This is a genomic window from Shewanella psychropiezotolerans, from assembly GCF_007197555.1.
GTDB classification, from domain to species: Bacteria; Pseudomonadota; Gammaproteobacteria; order Enterobacterales; family Shewanellaceae; genus Shewanella; species Shewanella psychropiezotolerans.
In genome coordinates this window covers 682,084-702,330 of the sequence record NZ_CP041614.1, presented here as the reverse complement: position 1 = coordinate 702,330, position 20,247 = coordinate 682,084, and the positions used below count along the sequence as shown (strand labels likewise).

At 40.5% G+C, this 20,247-nt stretch carries 23 protein-coding genes; 13 read left to right on the top strand and 10 right to left on the bottom strand.

Annotated elements, in window-relative coordinates:
• The first annotated feature begins 799 nt into the window (after positions 1-799).
• From FM037_RS29045 to FM037_RS03115, 6 genes are all read left to right on the top strand, one after another.
• On the top strand, positions 800-1,468 hold the full coding sequence (locus tag FM037_RS29045) for a DNA cytosine methyltransferase (protein ID WP_229381064.1): 669 nt from the start codon (positions 800-802) through the stop codon (positions 1,466-1,468).
• 41 nt (positions 1,469-1,509) lie between these two features.
• Positions 1,510-1,758, top strand: a complete 249-nt coding sequence (locus FM037_RS29040) for a hypothetical protein (protein ID WP_229381261.1) — start codon at positions 1,510-1,512, stop codon at positions 1,756-1,758.
• Positions 1,683-1,970: a DNA cytosine methyltransferase gene (locus tag FM037_RS29035; RefSeq protein WP_324617104.1), complete on the top strand. Its 288-nt coding sequence runs from the start codon at positions 1,683-1,685 to the stop codon at positions 1,968-1,970. Before FM037_RS29040 ends, FM037_RS29035 begins: the two co-directional genes overlap by 76 nt.
• A 50-nt stretch (positions 1,971-2,020) precedes the next feature.
• A complete protein-coding gene (locus tag FM037_RS03125; RefSeq protein ID WP_144044809.1) occupies positions 2,021-4,603 on the top strand; it encodes an ATP-binding protein in 2,583 nt (860 codons plus the stop codon).
• 80 nt (positions 4,604-4,683) lie between these two features.
• On the top strand, positions 4,684-5,037 hold the full coding sequence (locus FM037_RS03120) for an ATP-binding protein (RefSeq protein WP_144044808.1): 354 nt from the start codon (positions 4,684-4,686) through the stop codon (positions 5,035-5,037).
• Positions 5,037-7,040: a response regulator receiver domain gene (locus FM037_RS03115; protein ID WP_144044807.1), complete on the top strand. Its 2,004-nt coding sequence runs from the start codon at positions 5,037-5,039 to the stop codon at positions 7,038-7,040. Before FM037_RS03120 ends, FM037_RS03115 begins: the two co-directional genes overlap by 1 nt.
• Before the next feature lie 701 nt (positions 7,041-7,741).
• On the opposite strand, the gene FM037_RS03110 is transcribed toward FM037_RS03115, so the two are convergent.
• From FM037_RS03110 to FM037_RS03090, 7 genes are all read right to left on the bottom strand, one after another.
• Positions 7,742-8,083 (bottom strand): hypothetical protein, encoded by a 342-nt coding sequence (locus FM037_RS03110; protein WP_144044806.1) that lies wholly within the window; start codon positions 8,081-8,083, stop codon positions 7,742-7,744.
• A 341-nt stretch (positions 8,084-8,424) separates the two neighbouring features.
• Positions 8,425-8,802: a tyrosine-type recombinase/integrase gene (locus tag FM037_RS29030; protein WP_229381063.1), complete on the bottom strand. Its 378-nt coding sequence runs from the start codon at positions 8,800-8,802 to the stop codon at positions 8,425-8,427.
• Positions 8,803-8,806: 4 nt separating this feature from the next.
• Positions 8,807-9,064: a site-specific integrase gene (locus FM037_RS29025; RefSeq protein WP_229381062.1), complete on the bottom strand. Its 258-nt coding sequence runs from the start codon at positions 9,062-9,064 to the stop codon at positions 8,807-8,809.
• A gap of 262 nt (positions 9,065-9,326) precedes the next feature.
• Positions 9,327-9,488, bottom strand: coding sequence for a hypothetical protein (locus FM037_RS29020; RefSeq protein WP_229381061.1), 162 nt, complete (start codon positions 9,486-9,488; stop codon positions 9,327-9,329).
• A gap of 64 nt (positions 9,489-9,552) precedes the next feature.
• A complete protein-coding gene (locus tag FM037_RS03100; RefSeq protein ID WP_221937460.1) occupies positions 9,553-10,065 on the bottom strand; it encodes a lytic transglycosylase domain-containing protein in 513 nt (170 codons plus the stop codon).
• A 96-nt stretch (positions 10,066-10,161) separates the two neighbouring features.
• Positions 10,162-10,494 carry a type I restriction endonuclease subunit M gene (locus FM037_RS03095; RefSeq protein ID WP_144044804.1) on the bottom strand — a complete coding sequence of 111 codons (333 nt, stop codon included), beginning with the start codon at positions 10,492-10,494 and terminating at the stop codon, positions 10,162-10,164.
• A gap of 70 nt (positions 10,495-10,564) precedes the next feature.
• A complete protein-coding gene (locus tag FM037_RS03090) occupies positions 10,565-11,584 on the bottom strand; it encodes an ArdC family protein (protein WP_144044803.1) in 1,020 nt (339 codons plus the stop codon).
• A gap of 472 nt (positions 11,585-12,056) precedes the next feature.
• On the opposite strand from FM037_RS03090, the gene FM037_RS03085 reads away from it, so the two are divergent.
• A complete protein-coding gene (locus FM037_RS03085) occupies positions 12,057-12,443 on the top strand; it encodes an H-NS histone family protein (protein WP_144044802.1) in 387 nt (128 codons plus the stop codon).
• Between the two features lie 72 nt (positions 12,444-12,515).
• Here the strand turns inward: FM037_RS03085 and FM037_RS03080 are convergent, their stop codons facing one another.
• Complete coding sequence (locus tag FM037_RS03080; RefSeq protein WP_229381209.1) at positions 12,516-13,226, bottom strand: endonuclease; 711 nt, start codon at positions 13,224-13,226, stop codon at positions 12,516-12,518.
• Between the two features lie 56 nt (positions 13,227-13,282).
• Positions 13,283-13,498, bottom strand: a complete 216-nt coding sequence (locus FM037_RS03075; protein WP_144044800.1) for a hypothetical protein — start codon at positions 13,496-13,498, stop codon at positions 13,283-13,285.
• Positions 13,499-13,724: 226 nt separating this feature from the next.
• On the opposite strand from FM037_RS03075, the gene FM037_RS03070 reads away from it, so the two are divergent.
• The 6 genes from FM037_RS03070 (at position 13,725) to FM037_RS03045 (ending at position 19,755) form a co-directional block, all read left to right on the top strand.
• Positions 13,725-14,135 (top strand): LexA family protein, encoded by a 411-nt coding sequence (locus FM037_RS03070; RefSeq protein ID WP_144044799.1) that lies wholly within the window; start codon positions 13,725-13,727, stop codon positions 14,133-14,135.
• Between the two features lie 41 nt (positions 14,136-14,176).
• Complete coding sequence (locus FM037_RS03065; protein ID WP_144044798.1) at positions 14,177-15,433, top strand: Y-family DNA polymerase; 1,257 nt, start codon at positions 14,177-14,179, stop codon at positions 15,431-15,433.
• 122 nt (positions 15,434-15,555) lie between these two features.
• The gene (locus tag FM037_RS03060) at positions 15,556-15,753 is read left to right on the top strand and encodes a hypothetical protein (protein WP_144044797.1); all 198 of its coding nucleotides are present in this window, start codon (positions 15,556-15,558) and stop codon (positions 15,751-15,753) included.
• A 657-nt stretch (positions 15,754-16,410) separates the two neighbouring features.
• Complete coding sequence (locus tag FM037_RS03055) at positions 16,411-17,868, top strand: AAA family ATPase (RefSeq protein WP_144044796.1); 1,458 nt, start codon at positions 16,411-16,413, stop codon at positions 17,866-17,868.
• Complete coding sequence (locus tag FM037_RS03050; RefSeq protein ID WP_144044795.1) at positions 17,861-18,706, top strand: HNH endonuclease signature motif containing protein; 846 nt, start codon at positions 17,861-17,863, stop codon at positions 18,704-18,706. Before FM037_RS03055 ends, FM037_RS03050 begins: the two co-directional genes overlap by 8 nt.
• 809 nt (positions 18,707-19,515) lie before the next feature.
• Positions 19,516-19,755, top strand: a complete 240-nt coding sequence (locus FM037_RS03045; RefSeq protein WP_144044794.1) for a hypothetical protein — start codon at positions 19,516-19,518, stop codon at positions 19,753-19,755.
• Between the two features lie 345 nt (positions 19,756-20,100).
• Here the strand turns inward: FM037_RS03045 and FM037_RS29905 are convergent, their stop codons facing one another.
• Positions 20,101-20,232 carry a hypothetical protein gene (locus FM037_RS29905; protein WP_267874860.1) on the bottom strand — a complete coding sequence of 44 codons (132 nt, stop codon included), beginning with the start codon at positions 20,230-20,232 and terminating at the stop codon, positions 20,101-20,103.
• Between the last annotated feature and the right edge of the window lie 15 nt (positions 20,233-20,247).

The window sequence follows — 20,247 nt, the reverse complement described above, 5'->3', positions numbered from 1 at the left end:
ATGAATATTGTGGTGTTCGTTTAACTGCTGAAGCTCTTTTGAAAGCTACAGGGAGCATTGATGTAAATTTAAAGGTCCCAAAGGAAATGTTTGTATTTTTCATGTGGCAGCTGACAATTTTGGGTTCAATTTGGGATTCATTGATGGCGAATTAACTTTACAACGCTGTGACTATGACTTGAGGGTTACTGAAGAATTCTTTCAACAGTTGCCTGAAGATACTAGCTTTATAGCTTCTTGGACGCCGAGTTCATTAATCGATCTATTCGGGAAAAGAAGTTTTGATGGCCTTAGTATTCAAAGAGTAATGGAAATTGAGACCAGCGCCAGCGAGTCTTTTTCGGTGGGCAAAACATCAATCATTAATTCCTACTGAAGTAAGTAGTTAAGCGGTATTTGTCGCCAGGGTCCATACAGGGCTAGCGATCCTTCAAGACAAAGTAGATCTAATGAGTAATCGCGATATTTTCTGGAATATCGCTTATGATGGAAATCAAGTCACGCATAGAAGTCCCAAAAAAGAAGTAGAATCTGCTTAAATCGTTACAGCCTGTGCAAAATTAGAGTATAAGTTAGTTCACATTTTCTTATCGAGATTTACCGTATTGAATTAATGGAAGAGGACAAAGGTAAGAAGTGACTTCCTTGCGGTTGTATTGATAATCAGTCTTGTTGTGGGTAACTTGTAGCCATTACGATGTTTGTAAACATAAGAGGATTGAGTCATCTACTTAAATTCGCTTTCTGCAAATATATCGGTAGAATGCGGCAGTCAGAAAATTGTTAGGTTTTGGGATATATGGGTGTAATTGATTTATTCGCAGGGGCTGGTGGGTTTAGTTTAGCTGCACATCAAGCAGGTCTTGAGGTGTTGGCGGCTATAGAGCTAGACGCATCTGCAGCTCAAACATATCGCAAGAATATAATTGATAGATTGGAGCAAAAAACTAACCTAATTAATGGTGATATCTTAAAAATTGAGCCTGCTGAGCTCAGAGAAAAGCTAGGGGTAAAAGTAGGCGAGTTAGAGTTGATTTTGGGTGGTCCACCTTGCCAAGGATTCTCTAGTCATCGAATTAATGATGCAGGTGTAGACGATCCACGTAATAAGCTTTTATTACGTTACTATGATTTCGTTGAAGAATTTCAACCAAAAGCTTTCTTAGTAGAGAACGTAGCAGGCTTATTCTGGAAAAAGCATGCTTCTTATCTCGATAAGTTTAAACAGCTTGCACAAGATAACGGCTATATCATTCATTTTTGCGATACATTAAACGCTAAAGACTACGGAACACCCCAAAACCGTAAACGTGCATTTATATTAGGTGTCCGTAAAGGCGTAAAAAATGATGAGATAGCCTTCCCACCGGCACCTGACTATTTTTCGCCTACCTCAAAAGAAGCTAAACAAGGTTTACTTACTTGGAGAACGGGTTCTGCTGTATTCGAACCTTTAACCCCAAGCTAATCGAAAAGTATATAGATAAACATTTTCGCCCTCATACTAAAATGACAGATGAGGCTGCGAGAAAGTTACTGAAAGGCTTAGAATCAGGTAAACCTGTTGATGAAGACGACCCGTGTGATGTCTACATGCAACCTACTGAGAAAATGCAGCGACGCTTTAAATCGACTCGCTTAAATGGCAGCAGAATGGATGCAGCCCCAGAGTTTGAACTAAAATGTCATGCCAATGGCTACGCGGGCATAAAGATGTTTACGGAAGAGTGCTCATCCACGTGCCATCAAATACGATGACGACAGGCTGTAATAATCCATCAAAAGGGCGATTTGTCCACCCGTGGAAAGACCACGGCTTTACATTGCGACACGCTGCTCGCTTACAAACATTTCCCGATGACTATATTTTTACGGGTAGCTCTACTGACCAGGCTAAACAAATTGGCAATGCCGTTCCCACAATTCTAGGTTATAAATTGATATCTGCGATTATAGATGGATTGAACTAGAAAAAGTGCCTAGAATGCTAGGTACTTATTTTTATTCGTAACCATTTGATATGAACCCAAAATCAACAAGGAAATCGGTTTCGTTTAAAGCTCAGGCCCGTACTATTGACCACCTCGGTAAAGGGCAAATAGCTGATGCACCTACAGCAATCAGCGAGCTTTGGAAAAATTCCTATGATGCATATGCACGAAACGTAGCTCTCCACCTATTCGACGATGAAATTAAATGTGGTGCCATTATTGATAATGGTTGCGGCATGACTTACGAGCAGCTGAGTAATAGTTGGCTAACCATTGGTACCGCTTCAAAATCTAAGAAAAACCTCCTACCTAAAGAAGATCGCTTTGGTTTAAAAGACCGACATACGCAAGGTGAGAAAGGTATTGGCCGGCTATCTACAGCTTTTTTAGCTCCTGTTACTCTTATTGTGACCAAAAAGGTTGATACTTTATACTCCGCGGCAATGATTGACTGGCGTTTGTTCGAAAATACCTACCTTAGTTTGCATGACATTAAAGTACCTATGCAGCAGTTTGATAGTTTAGAAGAGTTACCAAAAGTTTGCTCCGAACTGCAACAAGACATGCTTGATAACCTTGCATTGAATCCATCAACGGAAGATGAAAAAATTCTTCGCCGTATGTGGGAGCACTTTAGTACTGATGAGAATGAAGCTTTTGAACTACGTCACAACCCACAAGATGATGACGTGTTTGTTTCAACTGAAGAAAAAGTTAGGCAGTTAAGCACGAGTTTTAGCTTTAAATTAAATCACATTGACAGCTGGCTGCCTCTCTTAGATAAGGTTGAAAAGTTAGATGGAGAACAGCACGGGACAGCTCTTTTTCTGCTAGATCTTAACCGTGACTTAGATTTGCTGACTAACAGAGGCAATATGAGTCGTGATGCTGACGAATACAAAGCTATTCAGAGTGATTTGGTGGATACTTTGAGAGCGTTTGTGGATCCGTTTAACCGTGAATCAGATGAAACAAATGAGTTTCACTATGAAATCGCTGCTTTTGATATGGAAGGTTACCTCTACGGTGAACAAACTGAAATTCTCAACTATCAAGATGTGTTTGGTTATTCAGACTTTGAAACCTTAGAGCATAAAGTCGTTGGTAAAGTGGATGAAAAAGGTTGGTTTAGAGGCCATGTAACCGCTTTTGGTAAAGAGCATTTTGATGTTGCTTTTCCGTGCCGATCTTCGGGAATGGATGCATTGACTAAAACGGGATCTTTTGCAGTCAAACTGGGAACTTTTGAGTTGGAAATTGGAAAGTCGACTCATGAACCAGAGCATCACTCGCATTTAATAGCACAAGCTCAAAAATATTCTGGTTTTATGATATTTCGAGATGGGTTGCGTGTACTTCCTTATGGGCGTTCCGATAATGATTTCTTTCAAATAGAAGAACATAGAGGAAAGAATGCAGGACGATATTACTGGGCATCTCGTCGATTATTTGGCCAGATACTATTGGATCAAGAAAGTAATCAGAGACTAAAAGATAAGGCTGGTAGAGAAGGTTTTGTGAAAAACCAAGCAGCCAGAGAGCTAAAGTCACTGGTAAGGACGCTACTATTGAAGTTGGCTGATACATACTTTGGTGGTAAGTCCGAAGAACGTAAGCTGATGCTTGATTTGTTGTCTAAGGACAAAAAAAGACAGACAAAAGCTCGTAACTCATCTGCACGCCTATCTAAAAAAGCTTTTACAGGTGCAATGGACACCAACTTACCGAAGCTTAATATCCACGTTGAATCCGTACGTAGAGTTCATCAAGAGCTAGAGTCAGGTATTGGAATATCACTTCATCATCTAGATGAGTTAATTGAAGGTATTAACAAACTAGAAGCGTTGAGGCCTGAACTAAAAGCGCCAAATAAGCCTGCCAAAATGGATGGTTTTCTCGAAGAGCAGTACCGTAGTTATCGTGACTTATTTGGAGAGTTAAGTGAGTTATTACAAACCTGCCGTGAGCGTTTAAATAAACTTGAATCGGTGAACCAGCAACGCTCCCCAATGGAAAGTGCCCAAAACAAGTACGATACAATTGAGTCGGCAATAACTAAGCAAGTCAACACCTATGCCAATGCTATAGATAAAACACTTGAACGTTTAGAAAGTACTTGGAAAAAAGAAGCCCGAATAGACAAAGAGGCATACGAAAGGCAAATGCTGCCAATGCTAGATATGGTTACCAATTCTAGTAATACTGTTGAGGTATTAAACTCTCTAGATAAAGTTTACCGAGAATTATCTGACGATATAGCAACAAAATACGAAGGGTTTTTAAAAGCTCTTGGTAAGTTAGAACAGGGAGTAGATCTTGAATCAGCTTTTACTTTAGCTGAAGAAGACCGCGTGAAAGCAGAGCAAGAAATAAATCAAATGCGCGGTCTTGCTCAGCTAGGCATTAGTTTCGAAATATTGGCACATGAACTCAACGCACAAGACAAAGCAGTAACACGATCCCTTAATTTCATGAGCAGTAGTGCAAAGCAAGAACCCAGCTTTAAAAATGCCATGAAGGCGCATAAGCAGTTTACAGAATATCTTCGCTTCCTATCCCCCTTAGACTTTCGGGTTATCAAATCCGTGACGACATTTCAGGGCAAGAGGTAATAAAAAATGTAAAACTATTCTTCCAGGATCAATTTTCACAACAAAATATTAGCCTTGAGTTTAGCGATACATTCAAACGCATGAATGTCACTGATGTTAAATCTCGTATTATCCCAGTGTTTATCAACTTACTAAATAATGCTCTTTATTGGGTGGCATTGGCTGAAAAAGATCGAGTTATCAAAGTTGATATCATCAATGATTTGGTAGTGGTCGCGAATAATGGACCTGTAATTGATCAAGATGATATCGATAGTCTTTTCCAATTATTCTACAGTCGTAGACCAAATGGTAATGGGGTTGGTTTATACCTATCTAAACAGAACCTCGCCGTAGCTCGTCATAAAATCTGGTATGCCGAAAAACTAGAAGAAAAGCTCATTCAAGACGGTGCTAATTTTGTAATTCAATTTCGCGGGATGGAAGTAAGATAATGCCAGTAGCTTATAGAGAACAAATAACTAAAACATTTCGTAATGATGCTATCCGTTCAGTGCTATTGATTGATGACGAGTACAACCCATACATCGAGCTATCTACAAAGCAGCAAACACTAATTAATGCTCTACAGAAAATAGTTCCGACACTTGATGAGGGAGTTCAACCTCCAAAAGCCCCCGAAGATGCAGAGACTGCAAAGCATGTTTTGAGTGAAATGTACGAGCAACTAAATAGCCTTAGAAAATCATCTGATGATATATCAAGTAGCTTCAAGCGGACATCTGTTGCAGCTGAGTTTGTAAGGTTTTTTCACAACGAAAAATACATTTGCGATGTTGAAAAGCAGGTCAGTCACCTTAACCCTGATAAGGTTCGTAAAAGTGATTTGATTATTTTAGATTATTGTTTGAGTCATAATGATTCAACAAAATCTTTGCAACTGCTTAGAGAGCTAAGTACTAGTCGGCATCTCAATTTAGTCGTTATTTATACAAACAAGCCACTTGAAGATGTTTGGCTTGAAATTGCAACGACACTAAGATGCTCTAAAATTTTAGCTCCACAAGATTATTTTGAAAGTGATGAAACGTCATTAGAGCAATGGGATAATGCTGAAAGTGTATATAGTGGTAACTGGACTTCCATCTCCAGGAAGCAGCAAGTAAAGCTGATTTTAGGTGATAAAAACTCTGTAGTTCAAGAGGTTAAAGCTCGGTTCTGGCAAGACATCCAGGAAGATGGAAACTTTGATAACGATGTACACAAAGAGCCTACAGAAGCTATTCTTCGCTATCTCGTTGAAAAGGATATTAAGGGGAAGCAATTAAATGAGGGAGCTGACGTTCTTCAGGTACATGGTGAGGATAAACTTTGGATTCAGTGTGGGGAAGTGTTTATCGCTTTATGCGAGAAAAAAGATAGCTCTCAAGAAGAAATCGAACAACAACCTCAAGCGGTATGGGACAAATTAGAAGAAGCTCTTCACAACTGGTACCCAAATTTCTATCGAGTAGTGCTTTCTGAACTGCAAAACCGTATCGAAGACTCAAATTTCTCCATGTCAAAAATCCTAGGCAAGCCAGAAGATGAACAAGTTTCTTTGCTGTGGTCAATTTTGAAAGAGCACCCAGACAAGCAGTTGAATATTTCAGAAAATATTTTGCATCACTTGCTTCTAGATATATCAGATGAGCTAGTTTATAGGGATGATAAAGCTGGCTCTGAATTTATTAAAAAAGTAGCTAACAGTATTGCTGAAGATATCCCTGAGTTTGTAAAGTTTCAGAAATCGGCACCTCAACCCCACAATGACTTTTTAAAAGAGGCTGTTCGAGTATCAAAAGGTAATTTTAAGGATTTTAAAGTAGAATTTGATGCAGAGCTTTGTTTGAATATAGCGCATGCTCACAACAGGCTACTATCAACTCAGAGAGTTTTACCTGACAACATTACAACAGGAACGGTCTTAAAGTCATGTGAAGGTAAAAAAACAATCTGGTATGTTTGTGTGACGCCAAGTTGCGATACTGTACCTGAGCAAGAAATGGATGATTGCGCACGATGGTTATCGCCACATCGTCTCCTAAGTTTCATTAGATTAAACAAGGATGAATTAGTTACGGCATTACAGGTAGCGACCCAATCTTCACACATTTTTGTTAGTGATAATGGAGATAAAGTAGCTTTAAGAGTTATAAACCAGTATACAAAACAACCCGATTTGTTGCAGCTTATTGTAAAAGATCATAAGACAATCCCTTTGACTTTGGAAGGAAAGACAGCAACTTCGATTACCTCAATAAAGAAGAAAAAGAACAAAGGGAAACTAATAGAAACGGATTTATTACTGTTACCCGTTGGGCAGTTGAAACCAGCATATGCAGCACGATTCCAAGCGATTATGAGCCATCACGAAGGGCGAATTGGTGTTGATTATTCCCCTGCAGACTTTAGTGTACCTGTCCTTATTAACCCCGCAATCGATTTGACAGATTAATTTTAGAAAAGCAATGCCGAGCTTTACTGCTCGGCAATCTATCCGCTGATAGATTTATAGTTGATTATATTCTGATTTAAATAGAATTTCTCAGAGGTTTTATCTGATTAATCTAATCAGGTATCTTTTATATTTAGGTATTCCGCGGCATTCATTTTTCTGCCATTTTCTAACCAGTAATCAAGCGCTTCGAACATCAAATTTAGTAGCTGATGGACTGCATATATATCAATCTCAATACCTTCGTCGTCTAGCCAGAATTCAGACCAATTGAAAAATGAGCCGAGTCGAGGAGTTATGTTGTCATCTACAAGGTATAAATTTGTGTCTATAAAGTCATGCAGGTCAGAAAATGAGCTAATACTCTCAGGGATTAACCCACGTCTAATATCTTCTGTTATCAAATTTTGCGCTACTTCAAGCCTATATGTTAAGACCGCCTCCGGCTCTTTTATGTCGGACTGGTAATGGAATGTGATTAATCATATTTTTATACGATTGGGGATCGTCTAATATCGAATCCATATAGAGCACCATAATAACTAATTATTCTTGATTTTTTTACTGTTGGAAAGCTATAGGCTTCCATACGTTCATCAAAATGATCATGTTGGTTAGAGACCCCCTCAACACTTTTAAGCTATGATACAAACAACGCTTTGTACGTGCTCTCATGTACATTTCTTGGCTAGCATTACGTCTTAGCTAACATTAGGATCTTGCAAACTAGTTATATTATTCAAAAATTGGTTCAAATCAGTGAAGAGTTCTCCCTCAAAAATAATGTTTCCATCAGAGCTATAAATTTCAGGATGTTTTTCATCTCCTTCGTTTGTAGCTTCTTGAACTAGATAGCGGTCGTTAGAGCCGTCACGTTTAGCCAGTTCTGAATAGTCGATCCACAAGACGTAGTACTTAGTTCCAACATTAAAGTAAAAGCTTGGGCATACATCATTGTGCCAACTCTTATCTTTAAGATAAGGAAAATCATTTAAATTAAAACCTAAGTCAAAATTTGAACCAAACTCATTTCTGTAAGACATATGCCTTTTCCTTAAAAATATTTCATTCGTAGGTTAATAATTAACTGTAAAGATTTAGGTAATAATTCTAGCGCTTCCAAACGCTCTTAAACATAAGAGCATTGATTATAAACACTTGCGTATTCCAGCGATGTGAATTCTCATTCCTATTCAACTTCAAGGTACTGCTGTCGGACAACTTTTCGACTACGAACCAAAGCTACTTTGGATCACTACGATACCGCATATTCGATTGCCATTCATTTCATACTTTAGACATTCTGAGCTCTAGCTCGCGAACAAAACTGCACATCCTCGAACTCCCCCCCTTCACTGAGGCGCCACAGGTGCGTTCAATATGCCTAAAACAGCAGTTCATTATCCTTCCATGCTCGCACAGCACGAATTTCACTCTCAGTTAATGGAGTGAAGATTGATAAAGGCGTAGCTTGTTTCACTTTTTCAAGTGTGATGGATTTTGTTTTTGGTTTCGGCTTCGCTTTCGAGGCTCGCTTAGGGGCTGTATCAGATTGAGATAAGGGCTTTGCCTGACTCACTATCGCTTTAAATATATCCCCTAAGCGCTCTGCGGCTTGCTCCACCACCTCATCCCACACATGGTATAGCCGTAACGTCATCGAGACTTTCTTATGACCTAACAATGCCGCCACCATCGGGATACTGTGACCTTCCATCACCGCGTAGCTGGCGAAGGTATGCCGCAAATCATGCAGCCGCACATCCTCAATCCCCCGCCTTTACTCGTACCCTCACCCATAACGCTTGCACCCTTGTGGTCGATGCGCCTTGCTTCATGGGAAACAGCGCTTTATTTGGCTTACTATGATACTGGCTCAATATCTCTACTGCCGCTGACCCGACAGGCACCACTTTTGCGCCTGTCTTACTGTCGGTTAAATGCAGTTCACTGCCGCGCACATCACCGCCTTTAAGGTAGGTAATTTCAGCTAACCGACAGCCCATTAACAGCAACAAACGCAAAATATCACAGCACTGAAAGACGCTTCTGTTTTTGTCTCTGCGTCATCCAATACTTGTGATAAGCGCTGCGGTTCGCCGCGCCTTATGGGTGATGGTGTGCAGCGGATACCGTCCAAAAGTCGGCAGGAGCCGATTATTTAGTGCAATGAGTGAGGTAGCTTGTGTGCCCTGCTTCCACTACGCAAATACCCTTGCCTTCCATGTGCGTGTAACAAACACATCGAAACGGGGGGGACGTTATCACTGTTTGCGTTTTCTCTTCTCACCATGCCTGAAGTTGCGCGATGACCTTTTCGCGTGCCGTTTTAACCGTGAGCGCACTCACTGGCGCCAGAATACGGGTACGAGGTCGGTGTACTATCAAACGAGTGATAATATACAGCTTACGCTTATCAGGCATCACTCTGACGCCAGCCCGTGACACCCGCTATCCTGGAGGGTGTGGTCGCTTTCTTACCTTCAAATCAACTTCGATTCATCAGCACAGATTATGGTTTCAATTTAGGTGGAATTCTTAATCTAGTACGAACAAGGAGCCTTGGATTGGCGTTTGAAATCGAGTTTGAGGAAAGGAGGTTAGACTTATTGATCGCGGCCAGGGCAGCTTTGATTTTTCGGATATAGGTTAATCGACTCGTGCGCGTCTTGACACTAAAACCCGCATTGTAAGCTCCAACACTATTCCAGTTGTAGCCATGGGTAGAAAAATTTTGAGACAGCACCCAGGCACCAATGTGGACGTTGTAGCACGCATCCGATAACAGGTTATCTTTATTAATCCCGAACTGAGCAAGATGAGAAAACCATGTTGAGTTTATTTGCATCAATCCATAATCGGTGCTGATTGTTTTACCTTGTGAGTTTTTATTAATATTAATGACGTTGGATTGATAATCACTTTCGACTTTAGCAATAGCAGTTAATAGTTTGGGGTTAACATGATAATAAAGACCAGCCTCATCAAAACAAAACGCGCTGACGTTTAATGAAGTGATGGCCATTAGTGATATCAGCTTTTTCATAGACGCAAAAAATAAAGGCCACAAGTGACCTTTATCATATCAGTTTAGCTTGAGCGTTTACATCGGTAAGATGTATTAGTATTCGCTGGGTAACAAAATGGTGGTGACACTTCTATCGGCTTCGGTGATTATCCAAATCACCTGATCGTTAAAAAAGTAAGATGACATTATTCGGCCCCCCCTCTTAGTGGCTTCATCATTTAATATTTTATCTTCTATCGGAGTATCACCCCAATCACCATTTAAGTGGCAAGTGATAAACAGCCTTAAATCTTTGTCGCTATCAATCGCTGACTTTTGTAGTTGATGAATACCTTGAGTGACAACACAGACACCTAGATCAAAATGACCCGCATTAGACGTATAACATTGTTCCATTGAATTGTTATCTATGTTAGATATATTCATATTTTTAATCCTGTCTTTATTGGTATGAATATTCCCCAGCAATAAACCAATCTATTGCTGGTTTTTTTATTTATGCCGCTTTATTTATCAGTTCATTGTTGTCGGCGTTGGTAAGCTCGGTTAAATATTGATGGGCTTTACTGGCAGCGCTGGCCGCTTTAAAGATATATCGCTTGTCGTTGTGTAATTTTTTAAGCCATGACGCGATATAAGATTCGTGTTGAACCTCACCCGTCACGCCTAAGCTAGCCATTAAAAAGCTGCATCCCAATTCGGCAATTAATTCCTCGAAAGCGTAATCCTCAGAACCAAATTTATTTCGCATTGGACGGTCCAGGCGGAGCTTAGCGCCACACCAGTGGGTCAGCTCATGAAGACCTGTTGCGTAAAAGTCAGCGGCATTAGTGAAACGCTCACGGCTCGGTAACACGATTTCATCGGTAGACGGTCTAAAAAAGGCGCTCTCGCCTTGTTCGGTAATATTGGCGCCCGTATCGATAAAGAACTGCTCGACATGTTCAAGCGCTTCAAACCCGCTAACAGCCTCAATATCACTCACTGGCACAGGCTCGATATTCAGCCCATCTATTTGCTCAACATTAAAGACCGTGAAGCTCTTCAACATTGGAATATTTTCTTTCTCGCCCTGCTGATTTTCTTTTTCCAGCATCTTGTAAAAGATAATGCGCGTGCCCTTCTCTCCCTTACGCACACAACCACCCAGTGCAAGCGCTTGCTTGAACGTCAACCAACTACTGGAAGCAAACCCGCTAGCACTGGCCGCGCACCAGAGCAACAACACATTGATGCCGCTATACGCGTGACGCGTATCAAAATTAACTGGCAACCCACTGCTCCCGTTTGACGTTTCCCATGGACACACCCAAGGCTTAACCCCATTTTCAAGCGCGGCTATCACTTGGTCGGTTATCTCCTGATACAAATCGGTATGGCTTTTCTTGCCCTTCTCTCTGGTTTTTCTTTTGCTGTTAGAGATATCGGATTTGGGGGAGCCTGCTTGTGTCTTGTGGCTGGCAGTCTCGATGAAGGCATTAGTGGAAGTTGGCTGCGTAGGAAGTGAGTGTGTCATTGCGTTAGCTCCAGTGGGTTAAGTTATCGTTTTTTGTTTCCGCCTGTCTTCCTGGACTCAACACATGTTCTGACATGCAGGGGCGCGTAGCGGCGAAGCTTCCCTTGCATGGCGGGTTATGGGGTGAGACAGATAAGAAGGCAGAGCGAGTGCAAAAATGAGATGACCACTGGAGATAAATGACACTCGAAGGACAATGCAGGCTTACGCACACTTAAGCCGTCAAAGAGACTGACAGTGCCTGGTACTTTGCTGTTGATGTTGATTTGCGCTCGCCGCCGGGAAGGATTGGCTATCTGGAACTTAGGGCCACGGCAAGCTTGCTTGCCCGGGTGGCGCAAGTTAGCGATAGGAGGAGCTTGATCCGAAAAGCCCGCCAATCGCCCTACAACCCCTTACCGCATTGACTTTCACGCTTTTCTTTGGAACAATACCCGCGATAAAAAGACTTAATTTAAAGGACCAGTATTAAATGTCAGAATTTTTAGCAACACTCACTCATGGCCGCAAATTTAAAGCGGCAGTAAAAGACCTTCCTGTTGAAGAACTCAAATTGATCCAGGATAAGCTCAACAACCTCATCGATGACCGCGAAGCACAAGAAGCGGCAGACTTAGAGGTGAACGCTGAGCGAAACGCACAAATAGACGCTATTCGTAAACAGATGGCAGAACTTGGCTTAAACGTAGAAGACTTGGATGCCATAAAAGCACCGAAGAAGAAACGCGACCCTCGTCCAGTGAAATATAAGATTGAAGTGAATGGCGAAACCATCACTTGGACAGGCCAAGGCCGCATGCCTACGGTATTTAAGAAAGAACTTGATGATGGTTTCGAGATGAAAGATTTCTTAATCTAGACAATAGTTCCTTACGTATGCCCCACTCTTTCAGTTTCGAGTGGGGTTTTATTCAACGATACCGCTCAGTATCTACGCCTTCTTCCACAGCCCCGCGGTTTCACAGCGACTTTGGGTTATCAAGTTCTTATTTTTCTGTAGCGCTTCAATGCGTTTTACTCTCTTGCACTCCCAAGCACTGACTGGATAGGTTTTATCCCAGGCATTCATCAACTGCTTTTGCTGCTTACTCATGCTGTATTTGGGATAGGTTTTATCCATGTACATATAAGTTCTGGCAATCCGGCCTCGGGCGCTGACAGGCGGCTCTGCTTTACGATTGTCAATTTTCATCGGACACGAACCGAATTCACTCTTCACTGCGGGCAACATAGTGAAGTTGTAATTTGAGCGCATGGCATTAACGGCCCCAATGGCCGGAAACAGATTAAACATGTCGGCCTGCATGTATCGATACTGAACATTAATTTTTTCAGCACACTTGCGGCCCTTGAATGACTTGCCTTTGTTGTTGACGCATTGAGCGTTACCCTCACGCCATTCACTGAACGAACGCCCGAAGTTCTCGGCGGGCACAATGTGCTCCCACTCAACTCTCTTTGCTCGCTTCACATGTTTTTTAGTATTAAAGCCGGCAGGAGGCGTAATATTTTTTTTAGCATCAAAACCTGCACCACAATAAATGGTTTCACGATGGTCCTGATAGACCTGACGCTCAAGCATTTTTTTGGCTTTGCTGAACGATTGATTAGATTCATTAGCCGCAAAAACACTGCCACTCATCAATACTAAGCCACCAACCAACACTCCCTTGAACACATTCATTTCTATTCCTTATTCTATTTTTCAAACTGTTTAATATAGACATTAAGCTCTGCGATTTTCGCCTGCTCAGCCATTGATACCTTGGCGACGGGATGCGCTAATGACGGATGCAAGACATAACACCACTGGCCCCTAACCTCTGTGTAATACAGGCACGGGTCAAGCGCTAATACGCACAAGTTCATGCAGATATCGTCATTCAACAAAGTACAAATCGCATTACACACCATCACGCTTACCTTTGGTATTGTCCCGACTATTTAACATGACAGTGTACCCTTAGCCCATCAATGAATAGAACAGACATGCCTAGTAATCAGTGAGCTATCTTTTGCTGCAGACGATTACCCACCATCTCTATCGCTACACCGCTGCACGAGAAGTCGGTCACATTGCAAATTCAACGCCTTCGCCCTACAATACTGGATACGCATACAGTACCACCAAGATTAAACCATGAAAGTCATTCCCAATACAGCCAGCGTAGGCATCACAGGTTTTGAATCGCCTGCCGCCGAATACATCCAGCGGCCACTAAGTCTCGATGAACTGTTAATCGCTCACCCTAGTTCTACTTTTTTTGGTCATGCATCCGGGGAATCGATGCGCAATGTCGGCATATTCGATGGTGATATCCTTATCATCGATAGACATGTTACCGCCCAAAATGGTGATGTGGTGGTAGCTAACTACAATGGTGAGTTTGTCTGCAAGTTAATTGATACTGTCAGAAAACGCTTGCTGTCTGCAAACGATGAACATCAACCACTGGTCATACATGAGCATGACCAGTTTTGCATTGAAGGTGTGGTAGTCAGTTCGATACGCTGCCACAGACCCAGCCCACTATTAACCGCTAGCATATGAATAACAGCCCACTCCCGCTAATAGCCCCTCACGACAACTAAATGTACGCACTCGTAGACGCCAATTCATTTTATTGCTCTGCAGAACAAGTCTTTCGCCCTGAATGGCGAGGGAGACCCATTGTTGTGCTCTCGAACAACGATGGCTGCATCGTCGCCGCCAATCGTCAGGCTAAAGACGTTGGCATCCCAAAATTCAAACCTTACTTTGAGGTCAAGGCACTGTGTGACAAGCACAACGTTATAGCGCTATCTTCAAATTATGAACTGTACGCTTCACTGTCTGCCCACATGATGGACGTGATAGGCCGCTTCGCGCCCAGACAACATATCTACAGCATCGATGAGTCCTTTCTCTCTCTCAAGCATTGCTACCCTGCGATACCCAACCTCACTGAGCATGCACATAAAATCAGACGCGCGGTATGGAAAGAAACCCGCCTCCCCGTCTGTGTTGGTATCGACGCCACCCTGACACTGGCTAAGGTAGCCAATCATGCTGCCAAAAAACTAATGGGTTATAACGGTGTCTGTCACATAGATTCAAACGAGGAGCGTAAAGCGGTATTACTGGCGATGAAGCCAACAGATGTATGGGGGATAGGTAATCGAATCTCGAAACGCTTGGAGCTTATGGGGATAAAAAACGCCTTCCAACTCGCATCGATGCCGCCAGGCCTGGCAAGAAAATCATTCAGCATTGAAATTGAACGAACGGTCAGAGAACTCAATGGTGAGGAGTGCAAGCAATGGGATGAAGCCAGAGCAGACAAGAAACAGATATTCTCAACCCGAAGCATGGGAGACCGTGTAACTGACAAAGAGGCACTCAAACAAGCCCTCAGTAAACATGTTGGTATAGCGGCAGCGAAGGCCAGAAAACAAGGCACTCTCTGTGGCTCCATGCTCATATTCGCAAGCAACTCTCCTTTTGATGAAAGGCCCACAGGCTTTAAACAAACCATAAAGTTCTCATTTCCCACCGCCGACACCCTGCAAATGACACACGCGGTGACAGCGGCCACAGACGCACTCTTTCAGCCAAATGTCAGGTATTACAAGGTCGGAATAGGGTTACTGGATTTGTGCTCATCCAGTCATGTGCAATCAGATTTATTTGAGACCATCAGCGACCCTAAACTTATGAGCGTCTATGACGCACTAAATACCAGATTTGGCAGCGGCGCTATGTTTCTGGCTGCACAAGGTATTTCGCCGAAATGGAGAATGCGCAGAGACAGGCTCACGCCACAGTACACGACAAACTGGGCAGACATACCCAAGATTCAATGTCGATAAACAGCCGAGGATACCCCCTCAGCAAAGTATCAATCATATGCTGTCAGTGAGACCAGTTGATCTAACCTGATTTTTTTGATTCAATATTCAACTCACACAATGACATGCCAAGGAATAACAAATTGAATTCTCGCGATTTCACCACAAAAGAAGAGAATGGCCAAATAACAGCAGCGCAAAGTAAAAGTTACTGGACTGTTGATAAAGGCGGAATGCTAATCACTGGCAGCGTTGATGGGCAGGATATATTAGAGTTTTCATCAAAACCGATTCAAAATAAATCTGCCTTAGTTAAGTGGGCTCTGAGAGTATTCTATTAACAGTTAGCTGTAATATAAAAACGCTACAGTAGCTTGTACACCTGTGGCCCAATATAATCACTGTGAATCGCTATTGTTTGGGTACGTCTTAGAGTGATGACTCCAAGACGTTATTGCCCCTTTATGAGTTTGCAAGCAATGCTATCAACTCAAGAACAATTGCATTTGGGTATACAAAAACTAATCTGATTACGATCACAACTAAATCTTACTCTGACCCCGATTTAATTTAAATGCCGTTGTCCTGCTAGAACAGCCTGCGGCTGGCTAGAGCGTTCGCAAGCTCACTGCTAGAGGCTATAAAAGCTAAAGAGGTACTGCCTTTGGCTAGGCAGGTGTTGTCTTGACTAACAGGGAGCGTCCATATATGGCTCAATAAATTTCGCCAAATCTTATGGGTGTCCACTTATTGCTCTCTTACTGCAATTGAAGAAAGTACAGGGAGGCATTGATCTAGTTTAGTTAAATCAACTTCTTACTTGCAATTCATTTATCTGGTATCGTGAAGGTAAGTGAGGGGATCTATCTTACTTTAACAATAGATGGCTCGATAAATTTTTGTTGCATAATTTCTCGATTCAATTAAATGCAACTCAAAGTTAAACCTACACACTGAAGATTTTTAGTGTTCAGGACAAATAAAACGTAGGATTTTGGATGAAAGCTTTAAATATATATGTTGGAGATGCTGCTCCTGCCAGAACGGCTAGGCTTAAGGAATCATTTTTCCTCAAAAATAATACTTGGAACGATTATTCTTATAAAACAACGTATACGTTGTTTTATATTGATAAAGAAAAAGCACTTTCAGAAATTGGTACTGTAAAAATTGCTAAGCCAGATCTTAAACACCTCGAACGCCCTTTAGAGAATGGTAATGTAAAGATATCAGATAATAATTTTTCTCTGGGTCAAGATGAATCATACTATTCAAATTTAAGAGGTTTACCAAATAAAGACGGTAAAAAGCTTCTGAGAATACTCAAGGATATCGCTTTTGATAGAGAGATCTGGATTAAAAATAAAGCCTCTGAAGTGCTTAATCATTCTTTGCTAAGAGATGTAACTAATTTAGATGTTATTAGTTACCAAACAGTCTTTGAAGATGGGGAGGGGAAACTCGATTATTGCTTAACTATTAATACAGAAATCCCTGTTAGTTTTCCAATAAACCATGATCTACCATTTAAAAACTCTAATATTCACGCGGTAATAGGCAATAATGGAGTCGGTAAGACTACTTACTTAAAAGAAATTGCAAAAAAAATAGTAGAGAATAAATTTGATTGTAAGATACTAAGTAGAGTTAACACGGATGATGTTGATGAGGGAATAGACATTGATTATATAGAAAAGGTACTGTTTATAAGTTTCTCAGCCTTTGACAACAACATCCCTGAAATTAAAAACAAGCGTAGATTTGACTACTTAGGCTTACATGATGGTGTTGGAGGATTTAAAGCTCCCGATGTATTAAGCAAAGAATTTAGTGAGTCATTAAAAAGCTTAATTAATGGTAAAAAGTTAAAGTATATAAAGAAGGTACTAAAGCCACTAGAAAATGTTGATTATCTAGGTGAGCACATAGATTACTTTTTTGAGAATATTGAAGAACAGCCAAAAATTGTCAAAATGTATACTGAACTAAGTTCTGGTCATAGAATTGTTCTACATACGCTGGTATTACTAATGAATAGCTTTCATCAAGGTATCGTAACTTTATTTGATGAGCCTGAAACACATTTACACCCACCTTTATTAGGTGCGTTCCTTCAATCTCTTCAAATAATATGTGATACGTATAATGGTTTATTAATATTGGCCACACATTCTCCAATTATCCTTCAAGAGATACTGACTGAAAACGTTTTGGTTCTTAGGCGATTAGATAATGATGTATCGTATACTCGTATAGATGTCGTTACGTACGGGCAGAATGTGTCAAAATTAACAAGAACAGCGTTTGGCTATCAAAATGTAGGATTTCACAACACAATCACCGAACTAGTCAAAAATAAGACATTAACGAAAGAAAATATTTCTTCTTATCATCGAATTGGATCAGAAGCTACCAAAATAGCATGGAGTCTACTTTACGGGAGTGATAATGTTTAAGAATATTCACACTTTGAAGCCTGATACTGTGATTAAATTCTATTTGGCAAAAAAAGGAGTCTCAAAAAAGCATAAGAAGAACATTAATAGGATTAAATTAGATCTTCTTAATGATACAAAAATATATAATAAACTGGCATCTTCGGGGAAATTTCATGAGGTTAGCGGAAAGATATCGAATGTTGATGAAGATAGTAAAAAGAGCCTAAAGAAATTATATGAAACGTACGTAAAAGAAAGTGGTGTCAAAAAATTCATATTTGAACAAAGCCTATATTGCGCAGGTTGTCAAAAAGGGTACGCTACAGACAGAGCGACTAAAGATCACTTTCTACCCTCTTCCACCTATCCTAACTTTTTTGTACTTCCATGGAACCTTGTTCCAATATGCGGGGACTGCAATAGAGCTAAAAGTGACGTTAGTCCGAAAAGTAGTAAAGAAAATTTACCGCATCCTTATTATAATACTCTCCTTTTCAAGAAAAATTGGCTAAAGGTAGTTATAAAAAAAGCTAAGCCGCTAAAGTATGAGCTTACTTTTGATGATGCACTCAAGCCGTCAGAAAAACAAATGGTAGAAAATCATTTGATTGCATATAAACTAAGAGATACGTTTAATCGTCATATGTCTGTGCTATTTGATGAATTTGACGATGGACTTCGTGAAAGATTTGTTAATAATGGTTCGGCCAACTTAAAACTATTTTTAGACGGAGAAAGACAAAGAGTACACGTTTCCCCTTCTAAGCTTAAAACTTACTGGCCTATTAATATAGAATATGTATTTATATCTGGGTTGCATGATTCAGATTGGTTTTGTGACAATTACTATCGATAAAATAATGTTCGGTGAAGTACATAACACGTACTTCACCACTAATATTGCTTCAATTAATTTTCACTTTAAAGACTCATAAAAGTGCTTTTCAAGATAAAATATGTCAACTTAAATTGTACCACAACCTCTTGTACAATTATGGTTACAATCTGTAGTTACGATTAATAAAGAGATGAAGAGATAGGACAGGCACATCTTTCCCCAGGGCACGAGCATACTTTGAATGATCTTTAACCAAAGAACAACTGAGCACGATATTCATCATTCCAGCCCGCCTTCTTGAGCTTGTTTCGTTGGCTTGGTGCGCCGCATTGGCTTTACTTGACCACTACATACGGTGAGTTTAGATCCGGTTTCCATACTTTTCCCTAATGCAAATCCTACCACTTAGATCCTTTACTCTAAGTGGTTTCTGTCCATAGGCATGTCAACTAGTCTACGCTGACACGGTCAATTTTGCCCCAAACGAGTTAGTTTAGAATGAAACTTGAGGCTATTTTACCTTATTCGTTCCTACCCCTTTATCCAATCTTAATAATTTGATTTTCAGTGGTAGTTTCAAAGTCTGTTCACTTAGGTGAGTATCTACGTATTAGTCCGTTAATTTTCTCTACAGCACCTTTTCCCCAACTATGGTATGGCTGACAATGTCAACAGTTCTGGCTAGGATGGGGTTAAAGAAATAACAAAACTAAATGTTTTTGATGGTTGATTTTGAAAGTTGTGATCCACACATCATCTAATTTAATTCGCACCCGATAAAATCAATGGCTTACAAGAAAATATTATTAGGTAATAAAGAGGTTTAAATGGACTTAGTAAAATCGGCAAGTGATAAATTAGGAAAAGTAGCAAAGCAAGTATTTATTGAAGATGGTCATATAGTAATTAATGTTTGCTACGAATATAATATTCCTATATCTGACTGTAATACCCCGGAAAGAATTCGTTCATGGGTAAAACAATTATCTGAAAAAACATGGATGACTAATAAAGTCATGGAACAATTTATTCAAATTGCTTGTGACCAATCAAATGTAAAATTATAAATAGTTACCAACAAGAAAAGACAGGACATATCTTTTGTGGGTTTCAGCATCATTACTCACTTGGGTACTGATGTTGAAAAGAGTGATAAAGGGGTCGGAACGAATTAGGCCCTTCATATAAACTAAGATACTTTTTCTAATCGATGTCAGGCTTATTCGACTCAATAATCTAAAACGTTTCTGTCAAGGTACATCTTATAGTGATCGCTCTAAGCCATTATTGTCGTCTATCCGACAGAAACAAGTCTGTTCCTCTCCACTGACTTGTACCTAAACCGGTAAAGTGACAAACTTTAATGATCATTGATCAGACTTTATTGTCTGCCGACAACACGAAATCTAGCGTTAAGTTAGCTTGACCTGTTTGGCTTTCTGGATTTTATCCATGATATTAAGTGCAATCTTAATGCCTTTAGTTTCAAGGTTCTCTCTGTGCCACATGCTTTTTTTCGTTTGGTCAGACTTCTTATTATTCATTACTTCCGCCTGCTA

Coding starts and splice junctions, on each gene's coding strand:
- FM037_RS29045 (WP_229381064.1), top strand. CDS start 800: ATGGGTGTAATTGATTTATTCGCAGGGGCTGGTGGGTTTAGTTTAGCT.
- FM037_RS29040 (WP_229381261.1), top strand. CDS start 1,510: ATGACAGATGAGGCTGCGAGAAAGTTACTGAAAGGCTTAGAATCAGGT.
- FM037_RS29035 (WP_324617104.1), top strand. CDS start 1,683: ATGTCATGCCAATGGCTACGCGGGCATAAAGATGTTTACGGAAGAGTG.
- FM037_RS03125 (WP_144044809.1), top strand. CDS start 2,021: ATGAACCCAAAATCAACAAGGAAATCGGTTTCGTTTAAAGCTCAGGCC.
- FM037_RS03120 (WP_144044808.1), top strand. CDS start 4,684: ATGAATGTCACTGATGTTAAATCTCGTATTATCCCAGTGTTTATCAAC.
- FM037_RS03115 (WP_144044807.1), top strand. CDS start 5,037: ATGCCAGTAGCTTATAGAGAACAAATAACTAAAACATTTCGTAATGAT.
- FM037_RS03110 (WP_144044806.1), bottom strand. CDS start 8,083: ATGTCTTACAGAAATGAGTTTGGTTCAAATTTTGACTTAGGTTTTAAT.
- FM037_RS03100 (WP_221937460.1), bottom strand. CDS start 10,065: ATGGCCATCACTTCATTAAACGTCAGCGCGTTTTGTTTTGATGAGGCT.
- FM037_RS03095 (WP_144044804.1), bottom strand. CDS start 10,494: ATGAATATATCTAACATAGATAACAATTCAATGGAACAATGTTATACG.
- FM037_RS03090 (WP_144044803.1), bottom strand. CDS start 11,584: ATGACACACTCACTTCCTACGCAGCCAACTTCCACTAATGCCTTCATC.
- FM037_RS03085 (WP_144044802.1), top strand. CDS start 12,057: ATGTCAGAATTTTTAGCAACACTCACTCATGGCCGCAAATTTAAAGCG.
- FM037_RS03080 (WP_229381209.1), bottom strand. CDS start 13,226: ATGAGTGGCAGTGTTTTTGCGGCTAATGAATCTAATCAATCGTTCAGC.
- FM037_RS03075 (WP_144044800.1), bottom strand. CDS start 13,498: ATGGTGTGTAATGCGATTTGTACTTTGTTGAATGACGATATCTGCATG.
- FM037_RS03070 (WP_144044799.1), top strand. CDS start 13,725: ATGAAAGTCATTCCCAATACAGCCAGCGTAGGCATCACAGGTTTTGAA.
- FM037_RS03065 (WP_144044798.1), top strand. CDS start 14,177: ATGTACGCACTCGTAGACGCCAATTCATTTTATTGCTCTGCAGAACAA.
- FM037_RS03055 (WP_144044796.1), top strand. CDS start 16,411: ATGAAAGCTTTAAATATATATGTTGGAGATGCTGCTCCTGCCAGAACG.
- FM037_RS03050 (WP_144044795.1), top strand. CDS start 17,861: ATGTTTAAGAATATTCACACTTTGAAGCCTGATACTGTGATTAAATTC.
- FM037_RS03045 (WP_144044794.1), top strand. CDS start 19,516: ATGGACTTAGTAAAATCGGCAAGTGATAAATTAGGAAAAGTAGCAAAG.
- FM037_RS29905 (WP_267874860.1), bottom strand. CDS start 20,232: ATGAATAATAAGAAGTCTGACCAAACGAAAAAAAGCATGTGGCACAGA.